We start from the raw sequence: 26,112 nt of genomic DNA on the forward strand, positions 1-26,112 counted from the left end.
GAAAAGGATATGGTGATGATGTAAAAATGAATTGTTCATAAATGTGAGGATAAATCTAAACAAAAAGATTGTTTATTAAACTGTGAATATAAAATTTAACGCTTTATTAATTTTAGGTGCAATTTCTTTACTTTCACGCAAGCAATTATAAACTGCTGAAAAACCGAGACCTTTTATGCATTTAGAAACACTTGATTGGGTAATTATAGTTTCATTTTTTATCGTTTTTATCGCAATCGGCCTGCTGGTTGCCAAAAAATCGGGCAAAGACTCCAAATCATTTTTTCTCTCCAATAGAAATATGCCGTGGTGGCTGCTGGGCGTAAGTATGGTGGCTACTACGTTTGCGGCAGATACGCCCAATTTTGTCGCTGGTGTAATCCGTGAAGACGGTGTTTTTGGAAACTGGATTTGGTGGAGTTTTCTTTTAACTGGAATGCTGACCGTTTTTTTCTACGCCAAACTGTGGCGCAGAAGCGGAATAACCACAGACTTAGAGTTCTATGAATTACGCTATAGCGGAAAAAGCGCTGCTTTCTTAAGAGGATTCCGAGCCATATATCTTGGCGTTTTCTTCAACATTGTAATTATGGCAAATGTTTGCTTGGCCGCAATTAAAATTGGTCATGTAATGTTTGGGCTTTCTTCTATTGAAGTATTATTGATTGCTTCTCCGGTAGTCGTTATTTATTCGGCTTTTGGCGGATTGAAAGGGGTTTTGCTTACGGATTTTGTACAATTTATAATTGCGATGGTCGGGAGCATTTGGGCAACCATTTTCATTGTAAATATGCCAGAAATTGGCGGGATTGAGAACCTGCTCTCCACTCCTGCCGTTGCTGCAAAAACTGCAATGCTTCCCGATTTTTCAAAACCTGAGTTATTGATTCCGTTACTTATAATTCCGCTTGCCGTGCAATGGTGGAGCGTGTGGTATCCCGGCGCCGAACCTGGTGGTGGCGGCTATATTGCACAGAGAATGCTCGCTGCAAAAGATGAAAAACACGCAACTTGGGCAACGCTATTCTTCAACTTTGCGCATTATGCACTTCGTCCTTGGCCTTGGATTATTATTGGGTTGGCGTCTATTATTATTTATCCAAATATTGAAAGTTTGCAAGCTGCCTTTCCTAATTTGAATCCTGCCTTTGTTAAAAACGATTTATCGTATCCCGCGATGCTCACTTTTTTACCCGCTGGTTTGTTGGGAATTGTAATTACATCGCTCATTGCTGCTTTTATGAGTACAATCTCAACACATTTAAATTGGGGAAGCTCGTATGTGGTTAATGATTTTTATGTACGTTTTCTTAGGAAAGAAGCCACAGGTAAAGAACAGGTTGCCGTTGGAAGAATTTCCACCGTTGTAATGATGCTTTTTGCTGGCATATTGGCATTTTATTTAGAAGAAGCGCGTGATGGTTTTAACTTGCTCTTGTCTATTGGAGCTGGTACAGGTTTACTGTTTATTTTAAGATGGTTTTGGAGTAGGATCAACCCGTATAGTGAAATAGCCGCGATGCTAATTTCGTTTATAATAGCAACCTTCTTTTTTATAAATGGAAAATTGGAAACTCCAATGATTGAAATGGCAGGCCATTGGCAATTGGTTTTAAGCGTGGCGATAACAACTATTGGTTGGGTGATTGTAACTCTAATGACACAACCTTCAAATGCAGAAACATTAAACAGTTTCAACAGTCTTATTTTTGGAAAAGAATCCAAATTCAAAGGGTTTGGAATGAAAATCCTCGGGTTCTTTGCAGGTGTAGTTGGAGTTTATTGTTCTTTATTTGCTATTGGGAACTTTATTTATAGCAACATTCTTTTGGCTTTTGGTTTAACTGCAGTGGCCGTGATTTGCGGCTTGGTGATTATTAAATCTTTTCAAAAAACCGATTCGTAACTGGTACTGGAAACATTTGTTCTATAGTTTGAAACATACGTAATATTCAAAATTGCACAATAGTCTTAATATTGCACTGAAACATGTCATTTTAGACTAAAAATTTATCGAATATGAAAACTAAAATATTATTTATCTTATTATTGTTTGTTTCAGTTTTTGTTACAAGTTGTGAGGAAGAAGATGCGAGAGAAAGTTGTGTAGAACTTGGATGTCAGTGGTACTTACCTGCTGGAGAAGACGAGTGGATTTGTAATTGCTAAAACTTCAATACTTAAATATGGAAGACCAAGCATTGTTTTACCAATAGAATATATTCCTCGAGATTTACTTTCTGTTGCAATATTACATTTGCTACTAAAAATTACATCAATTATTCCCTAAAATCAAAGGCAAACCACTGTCGCCAGAACCAACTACTACAACTTTAGCATTAGGTGATTTTGCAAGTTCAAGAGTTGCGTCAATTCCTTTATCTTGAAGGATTTTATCTGTTAATGAAGCACTTAAAATAGCATTTGCATCCGCTTTTCCTTGGGCTTCAATTCTAACTTTTTGAGCTTCTTTATCAGCGGTTACCAGTCTAAACTCATATTCCAAAGATTCTTGTTCCTGCTTCAGTTTTCTTTCGATCGCATCTTTAATTGTTGGCGGTAGGGTTACATCACGCACCAAAATTTCATTTAATTGTACGTATTGTTTGTCAAGAATTTTTTTGGTTTCCTCAAAAATTTCTTCTTGAATTGCATCTCGCTTGGTAGAGTACAATTGTTCGGGCGTATAACGACCTACAACACTTCTTGCCGCACTTCTGATGGCTGGCTGAATAACACGTTGCAAATAATCTTCTCCTTTTTCTTGGTGTAACTTGGCAACATCACTGTAAATGGGTTGATACCAAGCAGAAGCATCCAATTTAATTTCAAGTCCGTTGCTGGATAGTACCTGCATTTTTTCACTAAGTTCTTGTTGGCGTACTTCATAAACGAAAACCTTATTCCAAGGCGCAATAATATGAAAACCTTCGCCAAGCGGCGGTTCATCGGTAACCACACCGTTTCCAAAAGTTTGATATAGCACACCTGCGTGACCGGAGTCAATAGTAACCGAAGATTTTGATACTAAAATTATCAGCAAAATAATTCCTACGATGACGGGTATTGTGAGTTTGGGTAATTTTTCCATTGTATATTTTTATATGGGTTAATTTTTAGATGAGTCCGTTATATTTTCTTATAAACCATTCTGCTGCGAGGGCGAGAACGATAAGGGCGAGAAGATATTTCCAATCCACCAAAGGTACCACTTTTTGTTCGCTTCGTTCAATGTTTTGGTAGTTAGTATTTTCAACCAGCGCATTGATCAGTAAATCGCCATGCGTTGCAAAAAATGCCTTTCCGTTCGTATTTTGGGCAATGCGGCGGAGTTTAGGCACATCGGCATTGAGAAATTGCTGCTCTACATTAAAATCCAAAATGGTGAATTTGCCACTGCTTGAAACCGCTTCGTTTGAAACCGAAACCGTATAATTGTATTCCCCCGCGGGAAGGCTGTTTAAATCTACCTCGTAATAATTGTTTCGCAGCAGCATCGGGAAAACGGTCTGTTTTTCCGTCTCGGTATTTTTTACTGAAATATTCAATGAGGCACGATTGTCAAAAACATAATTTTTATCAAAATACTGGGCAGAAATTTTTATTGGATTATTGTTATAGTAAAATGTTTCCGAAGAGACTTCCAACCTGCTTCGGCGTTTGTTTGAAGCCAAATATTGAACAAGGTTTCCTATGAAATCGTCAAAACTTTGAAAACTTTCGGTTTCCAAAAAACTTCGTGCGCGCCAACGCCAAAAACCTTCACCATCCCAGATTGCATCACGCTTTCCGTTTATTTCCGTTGTGGCGAGCAAAGGGTTTCCATTATCGATTCCGCTCACGGTCTGTGCCAGCATCACTTCATTTGGAACGCTGATGGTCAACGCGCCAAATTCTGTATGCAAAGGCGGAAAATTATCGAATCCAATATTTTCCACGGCAAATGTGCCATAGTTACCATTCAATTCAGCTTGGATGTCTTCACTGGCGTTGGAAGCTTCTTTGTTGAAATTGTCCTGCGCGCCATTTAAAAAATACCAATCCGTTTGCAGGCCCGAAATGGTCCAAGTGTTTTTATTCAACTTTTCAATTTCAGCAAAAACCGAAGCGAAACTTCTGTCCGGTTGATACAAGATTACCAGCTGAAAATCATTTAAAACGCTCACGGCCTCCGCAGGTTTTTTAAATGTAACCGTCCGGCGTTCGTTGGATGTAATCGCTTTTTTTAGTGCGCCCAAATCGGGGTGGGTAATTTTGCTCACGACCAAAACGTTGGTGGCTTGGTCAATCACTTCCACAGCAAACTGTTTGCTGTTGTTGGTTTTGTTCTTCTCATCGGCCAGCGGCAGGATTTGCGCGCTGTATTTTTGGAGTCCGACGCTGGAGGCATTTAAGGTGAAGTTTAGGGTTTTTGATGTTTCATTTTCCGAAAAGGAGACGTTGGTTCTATAAACCGTCGCCGCGCCTTGGGCAACTGCAAATTCAGAATTTACGGGGCTTGTCCCGCTATACGTTAAAATGACTTCAACGGGAAATTGGTTTTTTAGGAATGCGTACCGGTTTGTGTTTAGTTGTTCAATCTTTAGGTCGGTGTATTGTATGGAATCGCCCAGAATGACCGGATAAATCGGGTTTTTAAACGTAGCCGAAGAAAATTCGTAATCGTTGCCGAGGGTTTGGTTTCCGTCGGTTATGACGATTGTGGGTGCCGTTTGGTTTTTGAAAAGTTCATTGGCCGAAGTCAGTGCTTTGGAAATGTTGGTGTTCTTTTCATCAAAAGAAAGGGAATCGCTTTCGCGGAAATCATTTCCGAAGGAATAATAGGAAACATCAAATTTATCGTTGAGTTCGTTATTCTCTTTCAGTTTTTGAAGGAATGCTGAAACGTTTTCCTTTTGACCCAACTCCCCTATTGAAGCCGAATTATCAATAAGCACGGGAAGTTTCGGTTTTTCAATGGTATAGGTTTCACTTTTGAATTTTGGGTTGATAATCAAAAGCAGAATTGAAAATAAGGTTATAAACCGAAGAATCCCAAACACCCATCGCAGCGAACCAGTTTGTTTTGACCTATAGCCATACATAAAAACCGCCAGAGCGATTGATACTACTCCGGCGAGGACTATGTAAAGTATGGTTTCTGGAGACATTCTGATTTACGATTTACGATTGACGATTTTGGATTTAAAATCTAATTCTAAAATTTCAACTATTTGATAAAACTTCATAAATCGTACATCTAAAATCACAAATTTTTAAGTAAGCATCCCCCCATCAACATTCAAAACTTGCCCGGTAATATAGGCCGAAAGGTCGCTGGCAAGAAAAACACAGGCATTGGCAATATCCTCAGGAGTGCCGCCACGCTTTAACGGAATGGCATCGCGCCAACCCTGTACGGTGGCTTCGTCCAGTTTTCCGGTCATTTCAGTTTCGATGAAACCGGGAGCGATGGCGTTACAACGAATATCGCGGGAACCTAATTCCAGGGCGACCGATTTTGTAAATCCAATAATTCCTGCTTTGGAGGCTGCGTAATTGGTCTGTCCTGCGTTTCCTTTCACACCAACCACAGAGCTCATATTGATGATGGAGCCTTTGCGTTGTTTCAACATAGCGCGCTGTACCGCCTTGGTCATATTGAATACCGATTTGAGGTTTACCTCGATTACCTTATCAAAATCTTCCTCGGAAATACGCATCAACAGGTTGTCTTTGGTAATGCCGGCGTTGTTTACGAGAATATCGATACTTCCAAAATCTTTCAAAACTTCTTCAGCCAATTTTTGCGACTCGTCATAGGAAGCCGCGTCGCTTTTATAGGCCTTTGCTTTCACGCCGGATTTTGAAACTTCATCTGCCAAAGCATTTGCCGCTTCGGCCGAAGAGCTATATGTGAAAGCCACATTGGCACCGTGCTGGGCGAATGTTTCAACGATTCCTTTTCCAATTCCGCGGCTACCGCCTGTGATGATTGCTGTTTTTCCTTCCAGTAATTTCATATTTTTAAAAGGTGTTTTGATGGTTGGTAAAAAACCTACAAGGTTTGGAAAACCTTGCAGGTTCTATCTTATGGTCAAATATAACAAAAGGTTGCGGGTTCTCCATAAAAAAAGCCCTGTGAATTTCACAGAGCTTTTTTTATATAAATTCAGAAGAATTAACCCAATACTTCTTTTACTTTCTTTCCAATTTCAGCTGGAGAATCCACAACGTGGATGCCACATTTGCGCATTACTTTTTTCTTTGCCTGTGCCGTATCGTCGCTTCCGCCAACGATGGCTCCGGCGTGGCCCATGGTTCGTCCCGCAGGCGCAGTTTCACCGGCAATAAAGCCGATTACCGGTTTTTTAATGCCGCTGTTTTTGTACCAGTTGGCGGCATCTATTTCAAGTTGGCCACCAATCTCCCCGATCATAACCACGGCTTCGCTTTCGGAATCGTTAATAAGCATTTCCAAAGCTTCCTTAGTGGTTGTACCGATGATGGGATCACCACCAATCCCGATAGCCGTTGTAATGCCAAGGCCCTGCTTCACTACTTGGTCTGCGGCTTCATAGGTAAGGGTTCCCGATTTTGAAACGATGCCCACGGTTCCTTTTTTGAAAACGAAACCAGGCATAATACCCACTTTCGCTTCTCCCGGAGTAATAACACCTGGGCAGTTAGGACCAATAAGGCGACAATCTCTGTCTTTTATATAGTTTGATGCAGTAATCATATCTTTTACTGGAATTCCTTCGGTAATAGTGATAATTACCTTAATACCTGCATCGGCAGCTTCCATAATGGCGTCTGCAGCAAATGCTGGCGGAACGAAAATAATAGATGTATCGGCATCTGTTTTTTCAACTGCTTCTGAAACCGTATTGAACACAGGTTTGTCAAGATGTTTTTGGCCACCTTTTCCTGGGGTCACCCCGCCTACTACATTGGTTCCGTATTCAATCATTTGTTCGGCGTGGAATGTACCTTCGCTACCGGTGAAACCTTGAACTATTATTTTTGAATTTTTATTTACTAAAACGCTCATTGCTAATTATTTTCTATTAATTATTTCTATTTATTATTGAAGTGAAATCTGAAGTAGGTTTTTCAGAATTGCCGCAAAGATACGGCTTTTCGGATGGCTTTTAAAAGATATTACACCTTAACTCGGTGGTAGCTTTCATTGGTATCATCTTTATCGGTTACGGGTTGGCTTACTTGGTATCCTCGGTATAGCTTATCATCCTTCACCTCCCAAATTGCGATAAAGTGGGCAATCCCCAATTCTTCATCGGGATTTTCCATAGTGCGGATATAATATTTATAGCGGATGGTTACGTGATTGTCATCAGCCAGCAAATGGCTCACCTCAATTCTTAAATCATTATAAGATCGTCTTACTTCACTAAAGAAATTTACAATATCATCATAGTTCATGATAGATAATCCGTTGGCACTGTTCCAAATAAGCACCAGTTCAGGGTGAAAAAAACGCTCCAAAACCGTATCGTCTCTTAAAATATCTGATCTGTAAAAGTCCCTTACAATCTGTTTTGCTTTATTGCTCATGATAATTTGTCCAATTTTTCAATGATATCCGGAATCAGCTTGATGGAAGCCAATTCTTTATATTTTTTTCTGAATTCATCTGCGGGAGAACCAAAATATGCCTTGTGGCCCGAAAGTGATTTACTAACACCGCTTTGTGCAGAGATTACTGCCTTTTCACCTATGGTTATACCACTGGTTATGCCCACCTGACCCCAGATGGTCACAAAATCCTCTATCAGCACACAACCAGCGATGCCCACTTGAGAAGCAATCAAGCAGCGTCTTCCAATAACGGTATCATGACCTACGTGAACCTGATTGTCAAGTTTAGAGCCTTCGCCAATGGTTGTTGATGCCGTTACCCCTTTATCGATAGTACAAAGGGCACCCAAATCTACGTTGTCTTCGATTACCACATTACCCCCACTTAAAAGTTTATCGAATTTTTCAGGGCGGTTTTTGTAATAGAAAGCATCGCTGCCCAAGACGGTGCCTGCGTGAATGGTTACGTTATTGCCAATTATTGTATTGTCGTAAATACAAACGTTGGAATGGATTAGGCAATTGCGGCCAATTTTCACATTATTTCCAACGAAAACATTGGGTTGAATTACCGTGTCTTTACCTATTTCAGCGGATTCTGAAATCGCACTATTTGCACTTTTGAACGGTTTAAAATAATGGGTAAGTTTATTAAAATCACGAAAAGGATCTTCGGAAATCAACAGGGCCTTCCCGGCGGGACAATCCACCTTTTTATTGATAAGAATTACGGTGGCCTGTGATTGTAATGCCTTGTCGTAATATTTCGGATGGTCCACAAATACGATATCTCCGGGCTGTACCACGTGAATCTCGTTCATTCCAAAAACCGGAAACGTAGGTTCCCCCACATAATCGGAACCGATTATGACAGCTATATTTTCTAGGGTTTGGGGAGTTGGGAATTTCACTTTTTCGGATTAATAGATTATTGAATTGTTGTAATGATTGAATATTACATACCGGCTTACTCTTTCATTCGTTCCTGATACTGACCTTTTTCAGTATCAATTCTAATTTTATCACCTTCGTTTATGAAAAGAGGAACATTTATTTCAGCACCAGTTTCAACAATTGCAGGTTTGGTAGCATTTGTGGCTGTATTACCTTTAACGCCAGGTTCGGTTGAAGTAACCTCCAAAACTACATGAGCTGGCATTTCAACTGAAAGCGGCGCACTATCTTCAGTATTTATTAAAACTGTAACAATTTCTCCTTCCTTCATCAATTCAGGTGTATCGAGTATATCCTTCATCAAGCGAATCTGCGAATAATCGTCAGTATTCATAAAATGATACATATCACCTTCATTGTATAGATATTGAAATTTTTGGGTTTCAACGCGAACGTCCTCTATTTTATGCCCTGCGGAAAAAGTATTGTCAATTACTTTTCCAGTGGTAACGCTTTTTAGTTTTGTACGAACAAAAGCGGGGCCTTTCCCCGGTTTTACGTGAAGGAATTCAATAATTTTATAAATATCATTGTTATAGCGGATGCAAAGTCCTTTTCTAATATCTGATGATGTTGCCATTACTAGGTTTGTGGTTTATTGTTTACGTTTAATTTGAATTGAAATAGCCTTTCATAATTCCGCGTTTGGAATTTTTTATGAACTGGAGTATTTCGTCCCTTTCGGGAGTGGCCTCCATTTCGGCCTCAATGATTTCCGCTGCCTGAGAGGTGTTATAGTTTTTTTGATACAGAATTCTGTAAATATTTTGAATTTCAGTGATTTTTTGGGAATTGAATCCTCTTCTTCTTAAACCAATAGAATTAATACCCACATAACTAAGTGGTTCACGAGCAGCCTTTACAAATGGCGGAACATCTTTACGAACAAGTGAACCCCCGGTTACAAAGGCATGGTTTCCAATCATACAAAACTGATGTACTGCTGTCATTCCTGCTAAAACTACGTGATCACCAACGGTTACGTGCCCAGCAAGTGTACTATTGTTTGAAAAAATACAGTTATCACCCACAATGCAGTCGTGCGCAATGTGGCAATAGGCCATAATCCAACAGTTTTTTCCCACTACAGTTTTGCCACGATCCACGGTACCGCGATTTATAGTAACATATTCACGGATGGTTGTGCCATCGCCTATTTCTACAGTAGTGTCTTCATCCTTAAATTTTAAATCCTGTGGTATTGCAGAGATTACTGCCCCAGGAAATATATTACAGTTTTTCCCAATGCGCGCGCCCTCCATAATGGTCACATTACTGCCAATCCAAGTTCCTTCACCGATCACGACATTATTATGAATGGTCGTAAAAGGCTCGATCACAACGTTTTTTGCTATTTTTGCGCCCGGATGGACGTATGCAAGTGGTTGGTTCATCTATAAATTTTTTGTTTTTACCATTTGGGCCATCAGTTCGGCCTCTGTTACTAATTTGCCATTGGCATATGCGTTTCCTTGCATATGAACAATCCCGCGGCGAATAGGAGAGATTAGTTCCAACACAAAAATTAAGGTATCGCCAGGATTAACCTGTTGCTTAAACTTAACGTTGTTTATTTTCATAAAAAAAGTAAGATAATTTTCAGGATCTGGAACAGTGCTCAATGCCAATATACCACCTGTTTGTGCCATTGCCTCAACTATCAAAACTCCCGGCATTACAGGTGCACCAGGGAAATGGCCAACAAAGAACGGCTCGTTCATTGTTACATTTTTAAGGCCTACGACACTAGTGTCTGTCATTTCCATAATCTTATCAACCAACAAAAATGGCGGTCTATGCGGAAGCATGGCCATTATTTGGTTGACATCCTTTACTGGTGGTTGGTTAATGTCAAATTTTGGAACATTGTTTCTAGCTTCCAGCTTTATAATTTTAGATAGTTTTTTGGCAAACTGGGTGTTAACGTGATGGCCTGGTTTGTTGGCGATCACTTTTCCGCGTATGCGAGTGCCAATTAGAGCTAGATCTCCTATTACATCCAAAAGTTTATGCCTGGCAGCTTCATTGGGATAATGCAGGGTAAGATTATCTAAAATTCCGTTTGGTTTTACAGAAATAGTATCTTTTCCAAAAGCTGTTCGTAGCTTTTCCATTGTGCTTGGGGAAAGTTCTTTATCAACATAAACTATTGCATTGTTTAGATCGCCCCCTTTTATTAAACCATGTTCCAGCAACATTTCAATTTCGTGTAAAAAACTGAAGGTTCTAGCATTTGCAATTTCATTTTTAAAGTCAGAAATATTTTTAAGGGAAGCATTTTGAGTGCCCAAAACTTTTGTTCCGAAATCGACCATGGTGGTTACTTGGTATTCATCAGCAGGCATTACTATTATTTCACTTCCGGTTTCTTCGTCTAAGAAAGAGATTACTTCTTTTACTACATATTCTTCTCTCGGGGCATCTTGCTCTACTACTCCTGCTTTTTCTATTGCTTCAACAAAAAATTTGGCTGATCCATCCATAATTGGAGGTTCGGAAGCATTAAGTTCCATAATGCAATTATCAACCTCAAGCCCTACTAATGAAGCTAGCACGTGTTCAGAAGTTTGTATTTTAACACCCTTTTTTTCAAGGTTTGTACCGCGTTGGGTATTTACCACATAGTTGGCATCTGCTTCAATGACAGGGTGGTCCTCCAAATCGATCCTCACGAATGTATATCCGTGATTTTCAGGTGCAGGTTTAAAAGTTATCGTAACTTCTTTACCTGTATGCAAACCCACTCCGGTAAGTGAAATTTCCTTACCAATGGTGCGCTGTTTTACAACACTTTCATTCATTATCGAGTTTTTTTTCAACTATATTGAACCTTTCCATAATTTTGGGAAGGTTTTTAAAATATACATAACTTTTATTAAAATCACCATAACTAAACGCGGGAGAGCCCTGTAAGGTTTCGTTGTCCTTCACATTTCTTCCTATTCCGCTTTGGGCCTGTATTTTTACGTTATCGCCAATGGTAATATGTCCAGCAATACCTACTTGCCCACCAATAATGCAGTTTTTCCCTATTTTGGTAGAACCCGCTATACCTGTTTGGGCGGCAATAACAGTATTTTCTCCAATAGTTACGTTGTGCGCAATTTGAATTTGATTGTCTAATTTTACCCCTCTTTTGATAAGGGTTGAACCCAAAGTCGCCCTGTCTATTGTTGTTCCAGGGCCAACATCTACATTATCTTCTAAAATAACATTCCCCGTTTGTGGAACTTTATTGTATTCACCTTTTTCATTAGGAGTAAAACCAAAACCATCTGCACCAATTACAACCCCACTGTTTATAACACAAGATTCACCCACTACTGTCTCGGAATAAAGCTTCGCGCCTGTAAAAAGTACGGAATTGTTCCCAACTTTCACATTATCGCCAATATATACGTTTGGATAAATCTTCACATTATCACCAATCTTTACATTTTCACCTATGTATGAAAAAGCTCCCAAATATAAATTCTCACCATATTTGGCGGTTTCTGAAATAAATACCGGGTTTTCAATTCCGGTCTTGTTCATTTTCACCTGGTTGTAGTATTCCAACAATTGAGAAAAAGCCTTATAGGCATTCTCTACCCGGATTAGGGTTGTTGATAAGTCTTGCGAGGCTACAAAATCATTATTTACAATGGTTATTGATGCCTGTGTGGAATATATGTAATGTGTGTATTTTGGATTGGCCAAAAAGGTCAAGCTGCCTTTGCTGCCCTCTTCAATTTTTGCAAGTTTTGAAACTTCTATACCTTCATCGCCATCAACGGTTCCGTTAAGGATTCCTGCTATTTGGGCAGCTGTAAATTTCATTTGGCGTCAAGGTTTTTTTTAACCGAAGTACATATAAAAAGCAACCACAAAGTACTAAATTTTAAATGAATTGATTTTCGGTCGTTCGTTTTCATTCTTGCAAAAATAGAAAAAAAGGATTTAGCCGCGATAGCTATCCTTATTGTTTTTTGGATAACACATATAGTATTTTACCACCGACTTTGAAAGCGCCTCCAAATTCAGTTGGTCGCTTGCCTTTGCAACATCTATGATCTTTCCATTTTTCTTCAGGAGATTTATTGTATCCTTTTCCATACTGTAGGCTTGGTTTTCAAGCTTTCCTTTGAATACAAAATAAGATGCATCCTCTTCAGAAATAGCATATGTCTCAGCCAGTTTTTTTCTTTTTTCCTCAATTTTTTGATTTGAAAAATCCTGTGGCTTTACTTTAATTTTTAATAAATCGCGATTAAGAAGCATTTTGGACAGATTTTTTAATACGAAATCATCGTTGCTTACCCAAGTCTTCATGGCCGAAATAATATCGTAATCATCTAATTTTGAAAAGGTGTCCAGTACCTCTTCAGAAAAATCATTGATACTTATATTGTTATTCAGAAAAAAACTTAAACCATTGCTTGCTGGAAGCACTACACCTTTAGCAGATAGCTGCTTGGCACGCTTCAGGACCCGAACTAAGAGCTGTTCTGCAACAATCCCCGTTTTGTGCAGATAAACCTGCCAGTACATCAACCGCCGCGCTACGAGAAAATTCTCCACCGAATAGATGCCCTTCTCTTCAACCACCAACTTATCATCCTTAACGTGCAGCATGGCAATTAAGCGTTGAGCGTTTACCGTGCCTTCTGGCACACCGGTATAAAAACTATCGCGTTTTAGATAATCCAACCTATCCATATCCAACTGCCCAGAAACTAACTGATGTAGAAATTTACGTGAGTGTTTATCCCTGAATATTTGAATGGCGAGCGTTAATTGCTTGTTAAACTTTCGGTTTAAAGCCTCCATAAAAAGAAGCGATATTTGCTCATGGCTTATGTTTTCAACAATGCTGTTTTCCATGGCATGCGAAAATGGGCCGTGGCCAATATCGTGCAAAAGAATGGCGATATACAGCGCTTCCTCTTCCTTTTCAGAAATCGAAACCCCCTTTGATTTAAGCACTTGCACGGCTTTCTGCATCAAAAACATGGCGCCGAGCGCGTGATGCAAACGCGTGTGGTGCGCGCCCGGATAAACGATATACGAAAAACCCATTTGGGAGATTCTACGGAGTCTTTGGAAGTATTTATGCTCCATCAAATCAAAAACCAGCTTGCTGGGTATGGTAATAAAACCATAGATTGGGTCGTTTATAATTTTGTGCTTTGGAAGGGTTTTCAAACTTTAACTTTAAATTAATAGCTTCAAAAATTTTTTGAAATAATTCAGGTTTATTTTTGAAGAAAATTCTTCGACAAAGTGCGGAATTATTTAAAAAATTGAATTTAACGATACTCCCACGCTAAAGCCTCGGAGTATAAAGACAAATATACATATATGAGCGACATAAAAGTACTATGGGTAGATGATGAGATTGATTTGCTTAAACCACATATTCTATTCCTAGAAAACAAGAATTATAAAGTAACTACGGCCCAGAGCGGCACGGAAGCCCTTGAGGAAATTAAAAAGGAAAATTTTGATATTGTCTTTCTGGATGAAAATATGCCCGGATTGACGGGGCTGGAAACCTTAGCAGAAATAAAGGAACAACAGGCCTCTGTTCCGGTGGTGATGATTACGAAAAGCGAAGAGGAATATATAATGGAGGAGGCAATTGGCGCTAAAATAGCCGATTATCTTATAAAGCCAGTAAATCCAAACCAAATTCTATTGAGCCTGAAGAAGAATTTGGACCATAGTAGGCTAGTGTCTGAAAAAACCACTTCAAGCTATCAACAGGAATTCAGAAAAATAGCAATGGACCTTTCCATGGTCAATAGTTTTGAAGAGTGGAAAGACCTTTACACAAAGCTTGTTTATTGGGAATTAGAGCTGGAGGATATAGAAGATTCTGGGATGTTTGAAATTCTTGAATCACAAAAAACTGAAGCTAATAGTCAGTTTTGCAAATTTATAGATAAAAATTATCCAAAATGGTTTGAAGACCCTAGCAAGGCGCCCATTATGTCGCATACGCTTTTCAAAGAAAAAATTCAACCGCAATTGAACCAAGGAACCCCCACCCTACTAGTGGTTGTTGATAATTTGAGGTTTGATCAATGGAAAGCATTTGAACCTACGGTTGCCAATATCTATAAAAAGACGAATGAAGAGCTTTTTTGCAGCATTCTTCCTACCGCCACCCAGTATGCCCGTAACGCTATCTTTTCAGGCTTAATGCCAAGTGATATGGAAAAACTTCATCCAGATTTATGGTTGAACGATACCGAAGATGGTGGAAAAAACATGAAGGAGGAAGAGTTTTTGGCTTCTCAATTAAAGCGCTTGGGGCTTAAATTGAATTGGAGCTATCACAAAATATCAAGTTTGAAGCAGGGGAAAAAACTGGTTGAAAACTTCAAAAGCCACAAAGATGAAGACTTAACGGTTGTAGTTTATAATTTTGTCGACATGCTTTCACATTCAAAAACTGAAATGGAAGTTATAAAAGAGTTGGCGTCTAATGACAAATCATACCGCTCCCTTACTCAAAGCTGGTTTAAGAACTCGCCCTTACTGGAAATTATCCAACAAGCTGCACGTTTAGGTTTTAAGCTAATCATAACTACAGATCACGGAACCATTAATGTGAAAAATCCATCTAAAGTAATAGGTGACAAAAACACGAGTCTTAATCTTCGCTACAAAACCGGGAAAAGTTTGACTTACGAAGACAAAGAAGTTTTAGCTGCAAAAGACCCTAAGACAATACATCTACCAACTATTAACATGAGCAGTTCTTTCATATTTGCAAAAGGCGATTATTTCTTTGCCTACCCAAATAATTATAACCATTATGTAAGCTATTATAGAAACACTTACCAACATGGTGGAGTCTCTTTGGAAGAGATGGTTATTCCATTTTCAGTATTTACTCCTAAGTAATTCTTATCAAAATATTTATGTAGGAAAATTACCGAATTAATAGATATTTTCGGTTTTGATTGATAAATTATCTATATTCGTCCCGTTTTTACTATGGAATTTACATATACCCAAAATGAAATTGGTAAGGTAGCTGAACAACTTTTAAAAAATTCAGTTTCAAAAACATTTCTTTTTTATGGCAATATGGGTGTTGGTAAAACCACACTAATAAAGGAGTTGACAAAACAACTTGGAGTTATGGAAACATCAAGTAGCCCTTCTTTTTCAATAGCAAATGAATACGATACGCCGCGTGGTGTTATCTATCACTTTGATTTTTACAGAATAAAAAATATTAATGAAGCGTTTGACATTGGTCTGGAAGATTATCTATACAGCGGAAACTATGTTTTTATTGAATGGCCCGAAAAAATAGAGAAACTTTTACCAGAGAATGCAAATAAGTTAAAAATAGAAATAAACAAAAACGGAAGTAGAACTTTAAAATTTATGCCAGTGAAATAACATTGCAGCGAAAAATACAATATTTATAAATCACTTTTTAGTTGTTTGCCCCAAATAGCAAAAATTATAGAGCTGGGAATTTATTTTCAAAAAAATTTATAAATATAACGCAAAAAAAATTAAAAAATCTTTCTTTTTTCATAGTAGGTTTGAAGTATTATTAACCTCACAAAACCATTTATTATGAAAACTCTAAAAGTACTTTTTATCGCAGCAATTTTTTCATTAGGAACCTTTGCTTCTTGCACCCCAGAAAGCATCCAGGATGAACAAGCACCCCAACAAATCCACAAAAGCAAAATCATCGTACCTAGTAACGGGTAGTATAATAGCCCTAATTATAGCGGCAACCCCTTACATATTTTATTCATATGAAAGTTTCCCACAAACAAAATCGTGGGAAACTTTTTTATTTACATACCACGCAAATTGGTATCAAGAAGTGTACGTTTCTGTTTGGACAATGATGGGGAAGTTTGTGCCAATGTTGCTTTTAATAATTTGGTTTATCACATGCAAACACTGGTGGTACCACGTAATACTTATTCCTATAGGAATGTTCGCATTCCAGCTTTTTAGTGTTATTAACGATGATGTAGGTATAACCGACGAAGTTGAAATTTGGTGGCTTTTTCCTATAATGCTCGTAATTGTACCTTTAATCTATTTGATTAAAGCACGCTTATCAAATAAGCTTTTAGGGAAAGATCTGAAAAGTTTTGAAGAAGAGTTAGGTTCTAAAAAGAGTTTCTTGCAGCAAATCAAGGATCTTTTTTGATTTTTATTCAAAATATATAATTTCAATTTTTATATGTACCTTGGTACTTTGTAATTTTCACCTAAACCTAAATAAAGAATACCTACTTAATTTCCTGACTTTATCATTAGTTGTCTAGATGAAGATTGAACGAATAAAAATTAAAACTAACTAAAACCCTAAGCAACATAAGAACCTAAAGTAAATTGCCAGTGAAGTAATAATTATTATTCAGTGTTATAGTAAATGTTAAAATTTAACACTTAATTGAGTCTTATGATGAATTTCAAAGGATTTAATTGCATTATAACCTGTAAAGATACAATTAACATAATTAGTATGTTTAAGTTTTTTCAGTGTAAGTTTGACCCATATTAACCTCACAAAAACTTATTATTATGAAAAACTTAAAAGTTATTATTGTAGCCGCAATTTTTGCAGTAGGATTATTTGCTTCTTGTACCCCAGAAGGAATCCAGGATGAACAAACCCCACAACAAATCGACGTCAGAACGGTCAACGTTCCGCCAGCCGGATAGAAAAAGTCTTATACAGGGAGGCATCATTGTTTTAATAATGGCCTGTACTCCTTTTATATATTATTCATACGAGAGTTTCCCAAGCAACACACAAGTTTGGGAAACTTCTTTTTTTACTTTCACTACAAAATACACTTCTCTATATCATTATGCCTGGTTTTTAACAGGTAAAATAATTCCCGTAATTTTATTACTTATTTGGTTTTTTACCTGCAAGCATTGGTGGCATTGGATAATATTAGTTCCGCTATCAATGTATGTTTTTCAGCTTTTCAATATTTTAAAACAAAGTTTGAATGCTGATGAAGTTGAAATCATTTACGTAATTCCCATAATGATGGTTTTGGTACCTTTCGTTTATTTAATTCGCGCCAAAATATTTAGCCAAATGAGGCAGAACGATTTAAAATCATTTGAAGAAGAGCTTTTACACAAAAGATCTTTTTGGCAGCAGATAAAAGACCTCTTTCAATAATTATCCATTCAAGTTTGTGAAAATTATTCCGTAAATTGAAACTGCCAAGTTTGTACCATGACAAAACCAAAATCACCATTTACCAAAGCACAATTACTCCCTCAAGAGGAAACGCTTGAAGTAGCAAGACAAAGAGGAGAACTTTTTATCGGCATTCCCAAAGAAGCCTATTTTCAGGAAAAACGAATTTGCTTAACCCCCGATGCCGTAAACGCAATTGTAAATAATGGACACAGGGTACTTATTGAAAATGGAGCTGGTGATGAAGCTGGATTTTCTGATAAGGACTATTCAGAAGCCGGCGCCCAATTAACCAATGACACAAAAAAAGTGTTCGGCTGCCCAATGGTTCTAAAAGTAGAGCCCCCTACCCTTGAGGAGTTGGAATTAATAAACCCTAAAACGGTTTTGATTTCCGCATTGCAATTAAAGACGAGACAGAAGTCATATTTTGATGCACTTGCGAAAAAGAAAATCACTGCCCTTGCTTTTGAATTCATTAAAGACGAAGACCACAGCTATCCAGCCGTAAAAGCCCTGAGTGAAATTGCGGGTACCGCATCGGTGCTTATTGCCGCCGAACTTATGGTTAATGCAAAAAAAGGAAACGGTCTTCTTTTCGGAAGCATTAGTGGCGTACCTCCAATTGAAGTGGTAGTTATTGGCGCTGGCACCGTAGGCGAATTTGCCGTTCGATCTGCACTTGGCCTAGGGGCAAGCGTCAAAGTTTTTGATAGCTCTATTACAAAGCTTAGAACAATCCAGACTAACGTTGGAAGAATTTTATACACTTCGACCGTACAGCCCAAAAATTTAATGAAAGCTCTTTTAAGATGCGACGTGGCTATTGGTGCAGTTCGCGGACACAACCGAGCACCCATAATTGTTACAGAGGAAATGGTGCGCAATATGAAAAAGGGCGCTGTTATTATAGACGTTTGCGTAGATATGGGTGGCTGTTTTGAAACCACGGAAATGACAAGCCACGACAACCCTACGTTTATCAAACATGAAGTGATACATTACGGCGTACCTAATATTCCTGCGCGCTATCCAAAAACGGCTTCAATTTCAATAAGCAATATCTTCACACCCTATATTTTAGAAATTGCAGAAAGTGGCGGACTTGAAAATGCCATCCGTTTTGACAATGGTTTAAGAAATGGTTTGTACTTTTACCGCGGAATTTTGACCAACAAGGCATGTGCAGATTGGTTCAACATGTCTTATAGCGATATCAACCTTTTGATCTTTTAAATTAAAGGCGAAAGGGTTATACTGCTCAATTTCCAAAATCCCAAAACAAAAATTAATGAAATTAGCATACCGATTGGCTTATTTTTCCAGTGGATTTTTAATTGGAATAGCCCTTTTATTTTTTATTCTCAGCGGAAAAAAAACATCCTGCGCATATGGCCCAGAATCCAGAACACTTAAAAACATCCGTTTAAAGGAACGCGCTTTTTCCGAAAGTACTTTGCAGATTCTTCGTGAAAATAAAATGGACACTTCAGCAATTTCAATTCTTTTGGATGATGGTGATGTCCTCTTTTCAGAAAGCAATACCGAGCTTGACTCTTGCAGAATTTATGTTATTGAAGGTGAAATTTCAGAAAAAAACCTAAAAATCACAGTTGAAAATTGTGAGAAGTTAGCCACTGTTGTAGAGGCAGAGGTTCTCGAACAGTAATTTAAACCCTTTATAATTTTCTTCGCTCTTTTTCTTTTTTCAAAAGCGTAAGCTCCCTACTTGTTTGCCCCGCCACCGAGGTATTTTCCTCTGCGCGGCGGATTAAATAGGGCATCACATCTTTAACTGGTCCAAAGGGAATATATTTTGCAACGTTATAACCCTCTGCTCCCAGATTAAATGTAATGTGGTCGCTCATCCCAAAAAGTTGGCCAAACCAGATACGGTCATCACTTTTTGAAATTCCTTTTTCTTTCATCAAGTCCATCGTTAGATAGGTACTCAATTCATTGTGCGTGCCAACAAACAGTCCTATATCGTCTATGTTTTCAAGAATGTATTTTAAAACTTCATTAAATGTGTCGTCAGTTGCTTTTTTACTCTCACATATTGGTGTTTTATAACCTTTTTCAATTGCTCTTTCATTTTCCTTTTCCATATAAGCGCCACGAACAATTTTAAAGCCGAGCTTGTAACCTTTCATTTTAGCTCTTTGGTGCAACTTTTTTAAATAATCCAAACGGTCCCATCTATAGCATTGCAAAGTATTAAAAACTATAGGTCGCTCCTTGTTATATTTTTCCATCATTTTTTCGCAAAGATCATCAGCGGCGTCCTGCATCCAAGATTCCTCTGCATCAATTAGCAATCGGATTCCATTATCATGGGCTACTTTTGAAACCCGATCATAACGGTTTTCAATATTTTTCCAACCAATTTTTTCGCTATCCGTCAGAGGCTCACTTTCCGTGATTTTCTGCCAAACCTTAAATTTTCCAAAACCAGTGGGTTTAAAAACTGAAAACGGCATCGCCTCCTTATTTTTTGCAAACTCGGTCAGTTCAATCACTTTATCGGCGGTGGCGTCAAACTGTGTCTCTTCCTCCTTTCCTTCTACTGAAAAATCCAAGACTGAAGAAACGCCAACGTCATATAATCTGTCTACCGTAGACATACAATCCCTCTCATTCACACCCCCGCAAAAATGGTCAAAAACCGTGGAACGGATTAACCCCTCTACCGGTAGGTTTATATTTAAGGCAAATTTTGTAACGGCAGAACCAATTTTCACTAAAGGTTCCTTAGAAATCATCTTGAAAAGAAAATACGCACGTTCCAGTTCCGAATCGCTCTTTAGCTGAAAGGCCGTTTCGGTATTATCAAAAAGGGAATTTGAAGTCATAAAATTTACAATAATGTGTGCAAATATAGTTAGATTTGAACTTTGATTATATGAGAAAAATCAATAAATTCATGGGAAAAAATTCAAGTGAAAAAGGTCAGGTTTTAAGAGATGATATTGGATGGGAAGCTTTAGCAAAATATGTAAAGGAAAAAAGTCCTTCCAAAATATTTATTATAACCGATGAAAACACCAATAAATTATGCTTATCTATTTTTTTAGAGAAGAAAAAGTTTGAATTTTCATCAGAAACCATCACCATTCCCGTTGGGGAAATCTACAAAAACATAAGCACTTGTTTCAATGTTTGGGAAACACTTTCTGAAAAAGGAGCCGACCAAAAAAGCTTAATAATCAATCTAGGTGGCGGAGTGGTTACCGATCTTGGTGGATTTGTAGCTTCCACTTTTAAACGGGGCATTCCTTTTATAAATATCCCCACTTCCCTACTCGCCATGGTAGATGCCTCAGTGGGTGGAAAAAATGGGGTCGATCTTGGCCATATAAAAAACCAAATTGGCGTAATAAATCTTCCCGAATTGGTAGTATTGGACACGGCGTTTCTAACAACCTTGCCACATGAACACGTAACATCAGGCTTAGCCGAAATGTTGAAACACGGCCTTATCCATAGTCAAACGTACTGGGAGCGTATAAAAAATGTGGATTTCTCAGATAAAGTGGAGTTTGAGAAACTTATTTGGGATTCAGTAGAAATAAAAAAAGAAATTGTGGCCAAAGATCCTTTTGAGAATAACCTTCGAAAAACCTTAAATTATGGCCACACACTGGGGCACGCAATTGAATCGTATTTTCTAGAAAATGATGATAAGCCTACGCTGCTCCATGGCGAAGCTGTAGCAATAGGAATGATTTTAGCAACCCATATTTCAGCAGAAATTGTTGGTTTTCCTCAGCGTACATTGAATGATGTTACAGAAACCATTCTTAATCATTTTCCAAAACAAACTTTCAGTAAAAATGATATTGATACTGTTATAAAGTTGTTGGTTTTTGACAAAAAAAACAGAAACGGGAAAGTGTTATTTGTACTTCTGGAAGACATTGGCCATTACAAAACTGATTGCGAAGTAGACAATAGCTTTATTTACAAGGCTTTTGAGTATTATAAAAATTTCTGAAAATTTTATTGAAAATATTTTTATCTCTTCATTTTTTGAATAGTTTTATAACCACAAACCAAAAGATTGAATATTAAATGAAGCGAATAATAGTAGACTACCGAAAGCTAACCCCAGAAATACTTTCTTTACTAGTGGAAAAATATCCCGATGGATATGATGATGACCATGTTATAACTTTTAAAAATGCTAAAAATGAAACCGTTGAAGCTGTTGAAGTAAGAACGGATGATACAATATATTTAGTTAAAGTAAGTTCTCGCTTAGAAACAACAATGGCTAATTTTGATGAAGACGATTATGATGACGCTGATTTTAATGAGCCAATAAGTGAAATTCCGGATAAAAAGAAAATGGATGAGGAAGAATAAATCTTTCTATCAAAAAAAAAGAGGCTGTCTAGCCTCTTTTTTTTATTTTGAAACTTCATGGCTGTTACGCATGCTGAAGTTCGTGCTTACCTTCTTTAATTTCCTCGATTAATTTAGAATTAAACGCAGGCAAATCATCAGGGTTTCGGCTGGTTACAAAACCTTCGTCTACAACTACCTCTTCATCTACCCAATTGGCTCCTGCATTAATCAAATCATCCTTAATTGAGCTAAAGGAAGTCATTTTTCTACCTTCCACTACTCCTGCAGAAATTAAAACTTGAGGACCGTGACATATAGCGGCAACTGGTTTTTTCAACTCAAAAAACTGTTTTACAAATTTTAATGCGTCATCATTTCTTCGCAGTTTATCAGGATTTATAACTCCTCCTGGTAACACCAGCGCGTTATAATCGTTAGCAGAAACATTTCCGATAGTCTTATCAACATTATATTCGTTGCTCCAGTTTCCGTCAGCCCAACCTTTTATCTTTCCTTCTTTTTCACTAATAATTTCAACGGTAAAACCTTCTTTTTCCATCGCCTCTTTGGGTGATTTCAACTCAGATTCTTCAAAACCGTTTGTAGCTAAAATTGCAATTCTCTTATTCATTTTTCTTTTCTTTTTGGTTAAACAATTAATTTACAGTGAAGATACTAAGCGTAAGAGGTACTATCAATTTTTTGATATTAATCTTTTACTAATCTTTGTTAAGAATTGCTAAGAAGTACCATTATCCATTAAGGTTTCGGCTTTTTTTTTATCCTCCTCCACTTTCCGCTTGTATTCCCGAAGTTCCTGCATTTCAAGTTCGTAAGATAAAGTCGCGTTGCTGGAGGGTTCAATTTTTATATTTCGTAGCAACGCCCAATTCACGGTAAATTCTGCTCCCAAGAATAAAATAAGGCAGGTGTAATATACCCATAACAGAATAAGTACGAGGCTTCCCGCAGCACCATAAACTGAAGCAGGGTCTGACGCTGCAAAATAAAACCCAATAAGGTATTTACCTGCCAAAAATAACAATGAAGTCATAAATGCACCTATCAGATTAGTTTTCCATTTTATTTTTACATCCGGGAGCAAAGTGAAGATTGTTGCAAAAAGCGCCGTTATTATTATTTGCGAAAAAATAAAGTTCAGAATCTGAACAAGTTGTGAAGAAAGGTCGGTGTAATAGTTTCCAATTAGATCACTCAAAGCATTGATAGCCGTAGTGATTACCAACGATATGAGCAGCAATAAACCAATAGCCAAAACCATCCCAAAGGAAATAACCCGTCTTTTTAATGTGTCCAAAAAAGTATTCTTTTTAGCTCGAACACTCCAAATATCGTTCAGTGCTTTCTGAAGTTGAAAAAAAACACCGGTTGCGCCGAAAATAAGCACCCCAATTCCAAAAATTATAAATAGCACAGAACTTTCCGATAAAGCAGAATTAATTATCATAGCTTGAATAAGCTCAGCACTTTCCTGCCCTATCAATCCTCCAATCTCCCCTGTGATTCTCCCTTCTACTGCATCTCTTCCAAAGAAAATGCCCGCAAAATGTACAGTAATGATTAACAGAGAGGGTAATGAAAACAAAGCATAATAGGCAATCACAGCACTTTTAGCCCACGGATCGTTTTTGTCCCAACTAAGATAAGTGTCCTTTAATAATTTGAAAATCTTCATTTAAAGATAACGTTCGTTAATAATGTTTTGGTGGTGAATTTCATGACCACAAATAATAAATCCTGCGGCTGCAACTGACATGATACTGTCGTTGGCAATACCAGTCCGTTTAAGCTGTGTATCATCAAAATTTTTAAATAGATGAATACTTGCATTACGCACAGCACTATATTCACTGAGAAGAACGTCTATACTTTTATTATTTGCATTTGCATTTTGGGCAAATATATTTTCATCAAAACCTTTCAAATTTGCACTATCAGCTCTTGAAAAGTAAAGCGCCCTATATGTAAAAACCCTTTCGGTATCAATAATATGCTGCAAAATGTCCTTTGGCGTCCATTTATTTTCAGCATACCGATAGTGCCATTTTGCTTGTGGTATATTTTTAAAAAATGATGGGGTATCGTGGAAGCCCATTTCCAAAGCTTCCGATAATGACACATCGTCAACCAAGTCAATATATTTTTGATAATAGGAATTATATTCTGAAGGATTAATTTCAGTAGGCTTCATAGTTTTCTTTTAAAGATAAAAAAAACCTTTGTCGCTAAACAAAGGTTTTTAATTTAATTAAGAGGCGCTACTTAAATTTCGTTAAAAATGGAATGTAGCAATCTCTTTTTATCATTGATACTCTCTTCCATTGATATCATTGTTTCGGTACGGCTTACGCCTTCAATGTCGTCTATTTGATAAATTACATCTTTTGCGTGGGCAGTATCCCTTGCCCTAATTTTACAGAAAATATTGAATTTTCCGGTTGTTACGTGGGCTACAGTAACGAAAGGTATTTCACTTATTCGTTCCAATACAAATTGAGTTTGTGAAGTTTTAAAAATAAAAACTCCCACATAAGCAATAAAGGAATATCCAAGCTTTTTATAATCTACTTGAAGTGATGAACCGGTAATGATGCCGGCTTCTTCCATTTTTTTCACTCTCACATGAACTGTTCCTGCAGAAATCTCTAATTTTTTTGCAATATCTGTAAAGGGGATTCGCGTATTATCAATTAATAAATCAAGAATTTTGTGGTCTACATCGTCTAATTTAAACTTTGGCATATATCTATTTTTTTTTTGCAAAATTATAAACTTTTAAGCTATAATAGAATTTATTCTTTGAAAATAAATCATTGATTTATCATTTTTATCAATAATTTCTGAAATATTATCACCCACTGTTAAAATATCTTGTGAATTTGTTAAAATTTCAGCGCCTTCCACATTATTTTCAATATATGCAAACTTGTTCTTTAATGACCCAATTTCATCAATAAATGGCTCAAAGACAATGGTTTCATTTCTTAAAATTTCACGATATTGGATTGCAACTGATACTTGCACTCTTTTATCCTTCAATTTTGCATTTCTCAAAATACAATCATTATAATTTTTAAGATTTTCTGGAATATTAAAATAATCTCTGTAATTTTTTGCAGGTTCAATATCCCCAATAATATTAAATAAGGCAAGTAAGGAATAGAAGATAAATTCTCGGGTTTTTTCACGATGGTAATCTTGGGAATATTGACCCGCCTCAAATAATATAGTTGGAACCCCTGCATTTTGAAAGGTGTCGCCCACACAAGCATTATTAAAGCTATCATCATACCTGCCCACTTGCCCGGGAATGTAACGTTGCAGCAATTTATACATTTTTACTATTTGTTCCATCGCAATTATTCTGGAAGGAGTTATAGATCGTTCCTTATTTGCTGCTGGAGATAAAAAAGAAATAGTTGAAGCCTTGCCATCTTTAAAGCCATAAATAGAGCGCTGATCATGAAAATTAAGGCATAAATCAGGTCTAAGCGCTTCAAATACTTTGCGCAGACATTTGCTTTCCTTTTGCGATAAATCCTGGGCATCTCGATTCAAATCTACTCCATTGGCATTCTCACGCGTGTAAAGTTGGGCGCCATCGGGGTTTAACATAGGAAATAGATAAAAAGTATATGTGCCTAAAAATTCATCAATTTCTGATTGAAAATTTTCCTTTTGATCAATAAATCGTATAAAATCAAAAAGAGCTTTGGTTGTTGTAGATTCATTTCCATGCATTTGAGACCACCCCAAGACCACCTTTTTACCATTTCCAATTTTAATCAAGGGAATATCCTGTCCTTTTTCTGAAACTCCAGGTACCGAAACCTCATACTTAATTTTATACATATCCAGTAACGGATAAATATGCTTCATTGTGATGTATCGGCCCCTTAATTGAGTTTCAAAATGATTCGTGTACCAATCTTCTATTTTCATATTCTAAAATTATAGTTTACAAAGTTAAACAACGACTTGTTCACAATTGTAAACAGAAAGATTATCAATTATTGATT

At 37.3% G+C, this 26,112-nt stretch carries 27 protein-coding genes; 10 read left to right on the forward strand and 17 right to left on the reverse strand.

What is annotated here, in order from left to right; translation table 11 throughout:
• Positions 1-175: 175 nt before the first annotated feature.
• Both LS48_RS13120 and LS48_RS15365 read left to right on the forward strand, forming a co-directional pair.
• Positions 176-1,906, forward strand: a complete 1,731-nt coding sequence (locus LS48_RS13120; protein WP_062622962.1) for a sodium:solute symporter family protein — start codon at positions 176-178, stop codon at positions 1,904-1,906.
• 113 nt (positions 1,907-2,019) lie between these two features.
• Positions 2,020-2,169 carry a hypothetical protein gene (locus LS48_RS15365; protein WP_157881738.1) on the forward strand — a complete coding sequence of 50 codons (150 nt, stop codon included), beginning with the start codon at positions 2,020-2,022 and terminating at the stop codon, positions 2,167-2,169.
• A 106-nt stretch (positions 2,170-2,275) separates the two neighbouring features.
• On the opposite strand, the gene LS48_RS13125 is transcribed toward LS48_RS15365, so the two are convergent.
• The 11 genes from LS48_RS13125 to LS48_RS13175 form a co-directional block, all read right to left on the reverse strand.
• Positions 2,276-3,091: a prohibitin family protein gene (locus LS48_RS13125; RefSeq protein WP_045080845.1), complete on the reverse strand. Its 816-nt coding sequence runs from the start codon at positions 3,089-3,091 to the stop codon at positions 2,276-2,278.
• 25 nt (positions 3,092-3,116) lie between these two features.
• Positions 3,117-5,150 carry a vWA domain-containing protein gene (locus LS48_RS13130; protein WP_062622963.1) on the reverse strand — a complete coding sequence of 678 codons (2,034 nt, stop codon included), beginning with the start codon at positions 5,148-5,150 and terminating at the stop codon, positions 3,117-3,119.
• 105 nt (positions 5,151-5,255) lie between these two features.
• Positions 5,256-6,002 carry a 3-oxoacyl-[acyl-carrier-protein] reductase gene (gene fabG / locus LS48_RS13135; RefSeq protein ID WP_062622964.1) on the reverse strand — a complete coding sequence of 249 codons (747 nt, stop codon included), beginning with the start codon at positions 6,000-6,002 and terminating at the stop codon, positions 5,256-5,258.
• A gap of 158 nt (positions 6,003-6,160) precedes the next feature.
• Entirely contained in the window at positions 6,161-7,033 is an 873-nt protein-coding gene (gene sucD / locus LS48_RS13140) for a succinate--CoA ligase subunit alpha (RefSeq protein ID WP_062622965.1), read from the reverse strand.
• 110 nt (positions 7,034-7,143) lie between these two features.
• Positions 7,144-7,557 (reverse strand): nuclear transport factor 2 family protein, encoded by a 414-nt coding sequence (locus tag LS48_RS13145; RefSeq protein WP_062622966.1) that lies wholly within the window; start codon positions 7,555-7,557, stop codon positions 7,144-7,146.
• Positions 7,554-8,492: a UDP-3-O-(3-hydroxymyristoyl)glucosamine N-acyltransferase gene (locus LS48_RS13150; protein WP_045080840.1), complete on the reverse strand. Its 939-nt coding sequence runs from the start codon at positions 8,490-8,492 to the stop codon at positions 7,554-7,556. The genes LS48_RS13145 and LS48_RS13150 overlap by 4 nt, the downstream gene beginning before the upstream one ends.
• A 56-nt stretch (positions 8,493-8,548) precedes the next feature.
• Complete coding sequence (gene efp, locus LS48_RS13155; protein ID WP_062622967.1) at positions 8,549-9,115, reverse strand: elongation factor P; 567 nt, start codon at positions 9,113-9,115, stop codon at positions 8,549-8,551.
• A 28-nt stretch (positions 9,116-9,143) separates the two neighbouring features.
• Positions 9,144-9,929: an acyl-ACP--UDP-N-acetylglucosamine O-acyltransferase gene (lpxA, locus tag LS48_RS13160; protein WP_062622968.1), complete on the reverse strand. Its 786-nt coding sequence runs from the start codon at positions 9,927-9,929 to the stop codon at positions 9,144-9,146.
• Positions 9,930-11,336, reverse strand: coding sequence for a bifunctional UDP-3-O-[3-hydroxymyristoyl] N-acetylglucosamine deacetylase/3-hydroxyacyl-ACP dehydratase (locus LS48_RS13165; RefSeq protein ID WP_062623015.1), 1,407 nt, complete (start codon positions 11,334-11,336; stop codon positions 9,930-9,932).
• Entirely contained in the window at positions 11,329-12,354 is a 1,026-nt protein-coding gene (gene lpxD, locus LS48_RS13170; protein ID WP_062622969.1) for a UDP-3-O-(3-hydroxymyristoyl)glucosamine N-acyltransferase, read from the reverse strand. Before lpxD ends, LS48_RS13165 begins: the two co-directional genes overlap by 8 nt.
• A 120-nt stretch (positions 12,355-12,474) precedes the next feature.
• Positions 12,475-13,719: an HD domain-containing protein gene (locus LS48_RS13175; protein WP_062622970.1), complete on the reverse strand. Its 1,245-nt coding sequence runs from the start codon at positions 13,717-13,719 to the stop codon at positions 12,475-12,477.
• A gap of 156 nt (positions 13,720-13,875) precedes the next feature.
• Here LS48_RS13175 and porX point away from each other — a divergent pair, with 156 nt between their 5' ends.
• The 6 genes from porX to LS48_RS13205 all read left to right on the forward strand — a co-directional run bounded on the left by porX (position 13,876) and on the right by LS48_RS13205 (position 19,394).
• Entirely contained in the window at positions 13,876-15,426 is a 1,551-nt protein-coding gene (gene porX, locus LS48_RS13180; protein ID WP_062622971.1) for a T9SS response regulator signal transducer PorX, read from the forward strand.
• Positions 15,427-15,519: 93 nt separating this feature from the next.
• A complete protein-coding gene (gene tsaE, locus LS48_RS13185; protein ID WP_062622972.1) occupies positions 15,520-15,933 on the forward strand; it encodes a tRNA (adenosine(37)-N6)-threonylcarbamoyltransferase complex ATPase subunit type 1 TsaE in 414 nt (137 codons plus the stop codon).
• Between the two features lie 265 nt (positions 15,934-16,198).
• Positions 16,199-16,711 carry a hypothetical protein gene (locus tag LS48_RS13190; protein WP_062622973.1) on the forward strand — a complete coding sequence of 171 codons (513 nt, stop codon included), beginning with the start codon at positions 16,199-16,201 and terminating at the stop codon, positions 16,709-16,711.
• 377 nt (positions 16,712-17,088) lie between these two features.
• Positions 17,089-17,229 carry a hypothetical protein gene (locus LS48_RS15445; protein WP_162266499.1) on the forward strand — a complete coding sequence of 47 codons (141 nt, stop codon included), beginning with the start codon at positions 17,089-17,091 and terminating at the stop codon, positions 17,227-17,229.
• A gap of 532 nt (positions 17,230-17,761) precedes the next feature.
• Complete coding sequence (locus LS48_RS13200; RefSeq protein WP_062622975.1) at positions 17,762-18,961, forward strand: alanine dehydrogenase; 1,200 nt, start codon at positions 17,762-17,764, stop codon at positions 18,959-18,961.
• Between the two features lie 55 nt (positions 18,962-19,016).
• Positions 19,017-19,394 carry a hypothetical protein gene (locus tag LS48_RS13205; protein ID WP_062622976.1) on the forward strand — a complete coding sequence of 126 codons (378 nt, stop codon included), beginning with the start codon at positions 19,017-19,019 and terminating at the stop codon, positions 19,392-19,394.
• A 10-nt stretch (positions 19,395-19,404) separates the two neighbouring features.
• On the opposite strand, the gene LS48_RS13210 is transcribed toward LS48_RS13205, so the two are convergent.
• Complete coding sequence (locus LS48_RS13210; protein ID WP_062622977.1) at positions 19,405-20,577, reverse strand: proline dehydrogenase family protein; 1,173 nt, start codon at positions 20,575-20,577, stop codon at positions 19,405-19,407.
• A gap of 71 nt (positions 20,578-20,648) precedes the next feature.
• On the opposite strand from LS48_RS13210, the gene aroB reads away from it, so the two are divergent.
• Together aroB and LS48_RS13220 are read left to right on the forward strand one after the other, a co-directional pair.
• Positions 20,649-21,719, forward strand: a complete 1,071-nt coding sequence (gene aroB / locus LS48_RS13215) for a 3-dehydroquinate synthase (protein WP_062623016.1) — start codon at positions 20,649-20,651, stop codon at positions 21,717-21,719.
• A gap of 77 nt (positions 21,720-21,796) precedes the next feature.
• Complete coding sequence (locus tag LS48_RS13220) at positions 21,797-22,090, forward strand: hypothetical protein (protein WP_062622978.1); 294 nt, start codon at positions 21,797-21,799, stop codon at positions 22,088-22,090.
• 64 nt (positions 22,091-22,154) lie between these two features.
• Here LS48_RS13220 and LS48_RS13225 read toward each other — a convergent pair whose 3' ends face one another.
• The 5 genes from LS48_RS13225 to LS48_RS13245 form a co-directional block, all read right to left on the reverse strand.
• Positions 22,155-22,703 (reverse strand): type 1 glutamine amidotransferase domain-containing protein, encoded by a 549-nt coding sequence (locus LS48_RS13225; protein WP_062622979.1) that lies wholly within the window; start codon positions 22,701-22,703, stop codon positions 22,155-22,157.
• Between the two features lie 108 nt (positions 22,704-22,811).
• Positions 22,812-23,768, reverse strand: a complete 957-nt coding sequence (locus tag LS48_RS13230; protein ID WP_062622980.1) for a YihY/virulence factor BrkB family protein — start codon at positions 23,766-23,768, stop codon at positions 22,812-22,814.
• Complete coding sequence (locus LS48_RS13235; protein WP_062622981.1) at positions 23,769-24,284, reverse strand: DinB family protein; 516 nt, start codon at positions 24,282-24,284, stop codon at positions 23,769-23,771.
• 71 nt (positions 24,285-24,355) lie between these two features.
• Positions 24,356-24,835, reverse strand: coding sequence for an Lrp/AsnC family transcriptional regulator (locus LS48_RS13240; protein ID WP_062622982.1), 480 nt, complete (start codon positions 24,833-24,835; stop codon positions 24,356-24,358).
• 33 nt (positions 24,836-24,868) lie between these two features.
• Positions 24,869-26,035 (reverse strand): M14 family zinc carboxypeptidase, encoded by a 1,167-nt coding sequence (locus tag LS48_RS13245; protein WP_076692481.1) that lies wholly within the window; start codon positions 26,033-26,035, stop codon positions 24,869-24,871.
• Between the last annotated feature and the right edge of the window lie 77 nt (positions 26,036-26,112).

Origin of the sequence: Aequorivita aquimaris, from assembly GCF_001573155.1 — a bacterium.
Classification (GTDB): domain Bacteria; phylum Bacteroidota; class Bacteroidia; order Flavobacteriales; family Flavobacteriaceae; genus Aequorivita; species Aequorivita aquimaris.

Bases quoted from the DNA above. Each gene is read 5' to 3' on its own strand.
- LS48_RS13120 (WP_062622962.1), top strand. From the start codon at position 176: ATGCATTTAGAAACACTTGATTGGGTAATTATAGTTTCATTTTTTATC.
- LS48_RS15365 (WP_157881738.1), top strand. From the start codon at position 2,020: ATGAAAACTAAAATATTATTTATCTTATTATTGTTTGTTTCAGTTTTT.
- LS48_RS13125 (WP_045080845.1), bottom strand. From the start codon at position 3,091: ATGGAAAAATTACCCAAACTCACAATACCCGTCATCGTAGGAATTATT.
- LS48_RS13130 (WP_062622963.1), bottom strand. From the start codon at position 5,150: ATGTCTCCAGAAACCATACTTTACATAGTCCTCGCCGGAGTAGTATCA.
- fabG (WP_062622964.1), bottom strand. From the start codon at position 6,002: ATGAAATTACTGGAAGGAAAAACAGCAATCATCACAGGCGGTAGCCGC.
- sucD (WP_062622965.1), bottom strand. From the start codon at position 7,033: ATGAGCGTTTTAGTAAATAAAAATTCAAAAATAATAGTTCAAGGTTTC.
- LS48_RS13145 (WP_062622966.1), bottom strand. From the start codon at position 7,557: ATGAGCAATAAAGCAAAACAGATTGTAAGGGACTTTTACAGATCAGAT.
- efp (WP_062622967.1), bottom strand. From the start codon at position 9,115: ATGGCAACATCATCAGATATTAGAAAAGGACTTTGCATCCGCTATAAC.
- lpxA (WP_062622968.1), bottom strand. From the start codon at position 9,929: ATGAACCAACCACTTGCATACGTCCATCCGGGCGCAAAAATAGCAAAA.
- LS48_RS13165 (WP_062623015.1), bottom strand. From the start codon at position 11,336: ATGAATGAAAGTGTTGTAAAACAGCGCACCATTGGTAAGGAAATTTCA.
- lpxD (WP_062622969.1), bottom strand. From the start codon at position 12,354: ATGAAATTTACAGCTGCCCAAATAGCAGGAATCCTTAACGGAACCGTT.
- porX (WP_062622971.1), top strand. From the start codon at position 13,876: ATGAGCGACATAAAAGTACTATGGGTAGATGATGAGATTGATTTGCTT.
- tsaE (WP_062622972.1), top strand. From the start codon at position 15,520: ATGGAATTTACATATACCCAAAATGAAATTGGTAAGGTAGCTGAACAA.
- LS48_RS13190 (WP_062622973.1), top strand. From the start codon at position 16,199: ATGAACAAGCACCCCAACAAATCCACAAAAGCAAAATCATCGTACCTA.
- LS48_RS15445 (WP_162266499.1), top strand. From the start codon at position 17,089: ATGAAAAACTTAAAAGTTATTATTGTAGCCGCAATTTTTGCAGTAGGA.
- LS48_RS13200 (WP_062622975.1), top strand. From the start codon at position 17,762: ATGACAAAACCAAAATCACCATTTACCAAAGCACAATTACTCCCTCAA.
- LS48_RS13205 (WP_062622976.1), top strand. From the start codon at position 19,017: ATGAAATTAGCATACCGATTGGCTTATTTTTCCAGTGGATTTTTAATT.
- LS48_RS13210 (WP_062622977.1), bottom strand. From the start codon at position 20,577: ATGACTTCAAATTCCCTTTTTGATAATACCGAAACGGCCTTTCAGCTA.
- aroB (WP_062623016.1), top strand. From the start codon at position 20,649: ATGGGAAAAAATTCAAGTGAAAAAGGTCAGGTTTTAAGAGATGATATT.
- LS48_RS13220 (WP_062622978.1), top strand. From the start codon at position 21,797: ATGAAGCGAATAATAGTAGACTACCGAAAGCTAACCCCAGAAATACTT.
- LS48_RS13225 (WP_062622979.1), bottom strand. From the start codon at position 22,703: ATGAATAAGAGAATTGCAATTTTAGCTACAAACGGTTTTGAAGAATCT.
- LS48_RS13230 (WP_062622980.1), bottom strand. From the start codon at position 23,768: ATGAAGATTTTCAAATTATTAAAGGACACTTATCTTAGTTGGGACAAA.
- LS48_RS13235 (WP_062622981.1), bottom strand. From the start codon at position 24,284: ATGAAGCCTACTGAAATTAATCCTTCAGAATATAATTCCTATTATCAA.
- LS48_RS13240 (WP_062622982.1), bottom strand. From the start codon at position 24,835: ATGCCAAAGTTTAAATTAGACGATGTAGACCACAAAATTCTTGATTTA.
- LS48_RS13245 (WP_076692481.1), bottom strand. From the start codon at position 26,035: ATGAAAATAGAAGATTGGTACACGAATCATTTTGAAACTCAATTAAGG.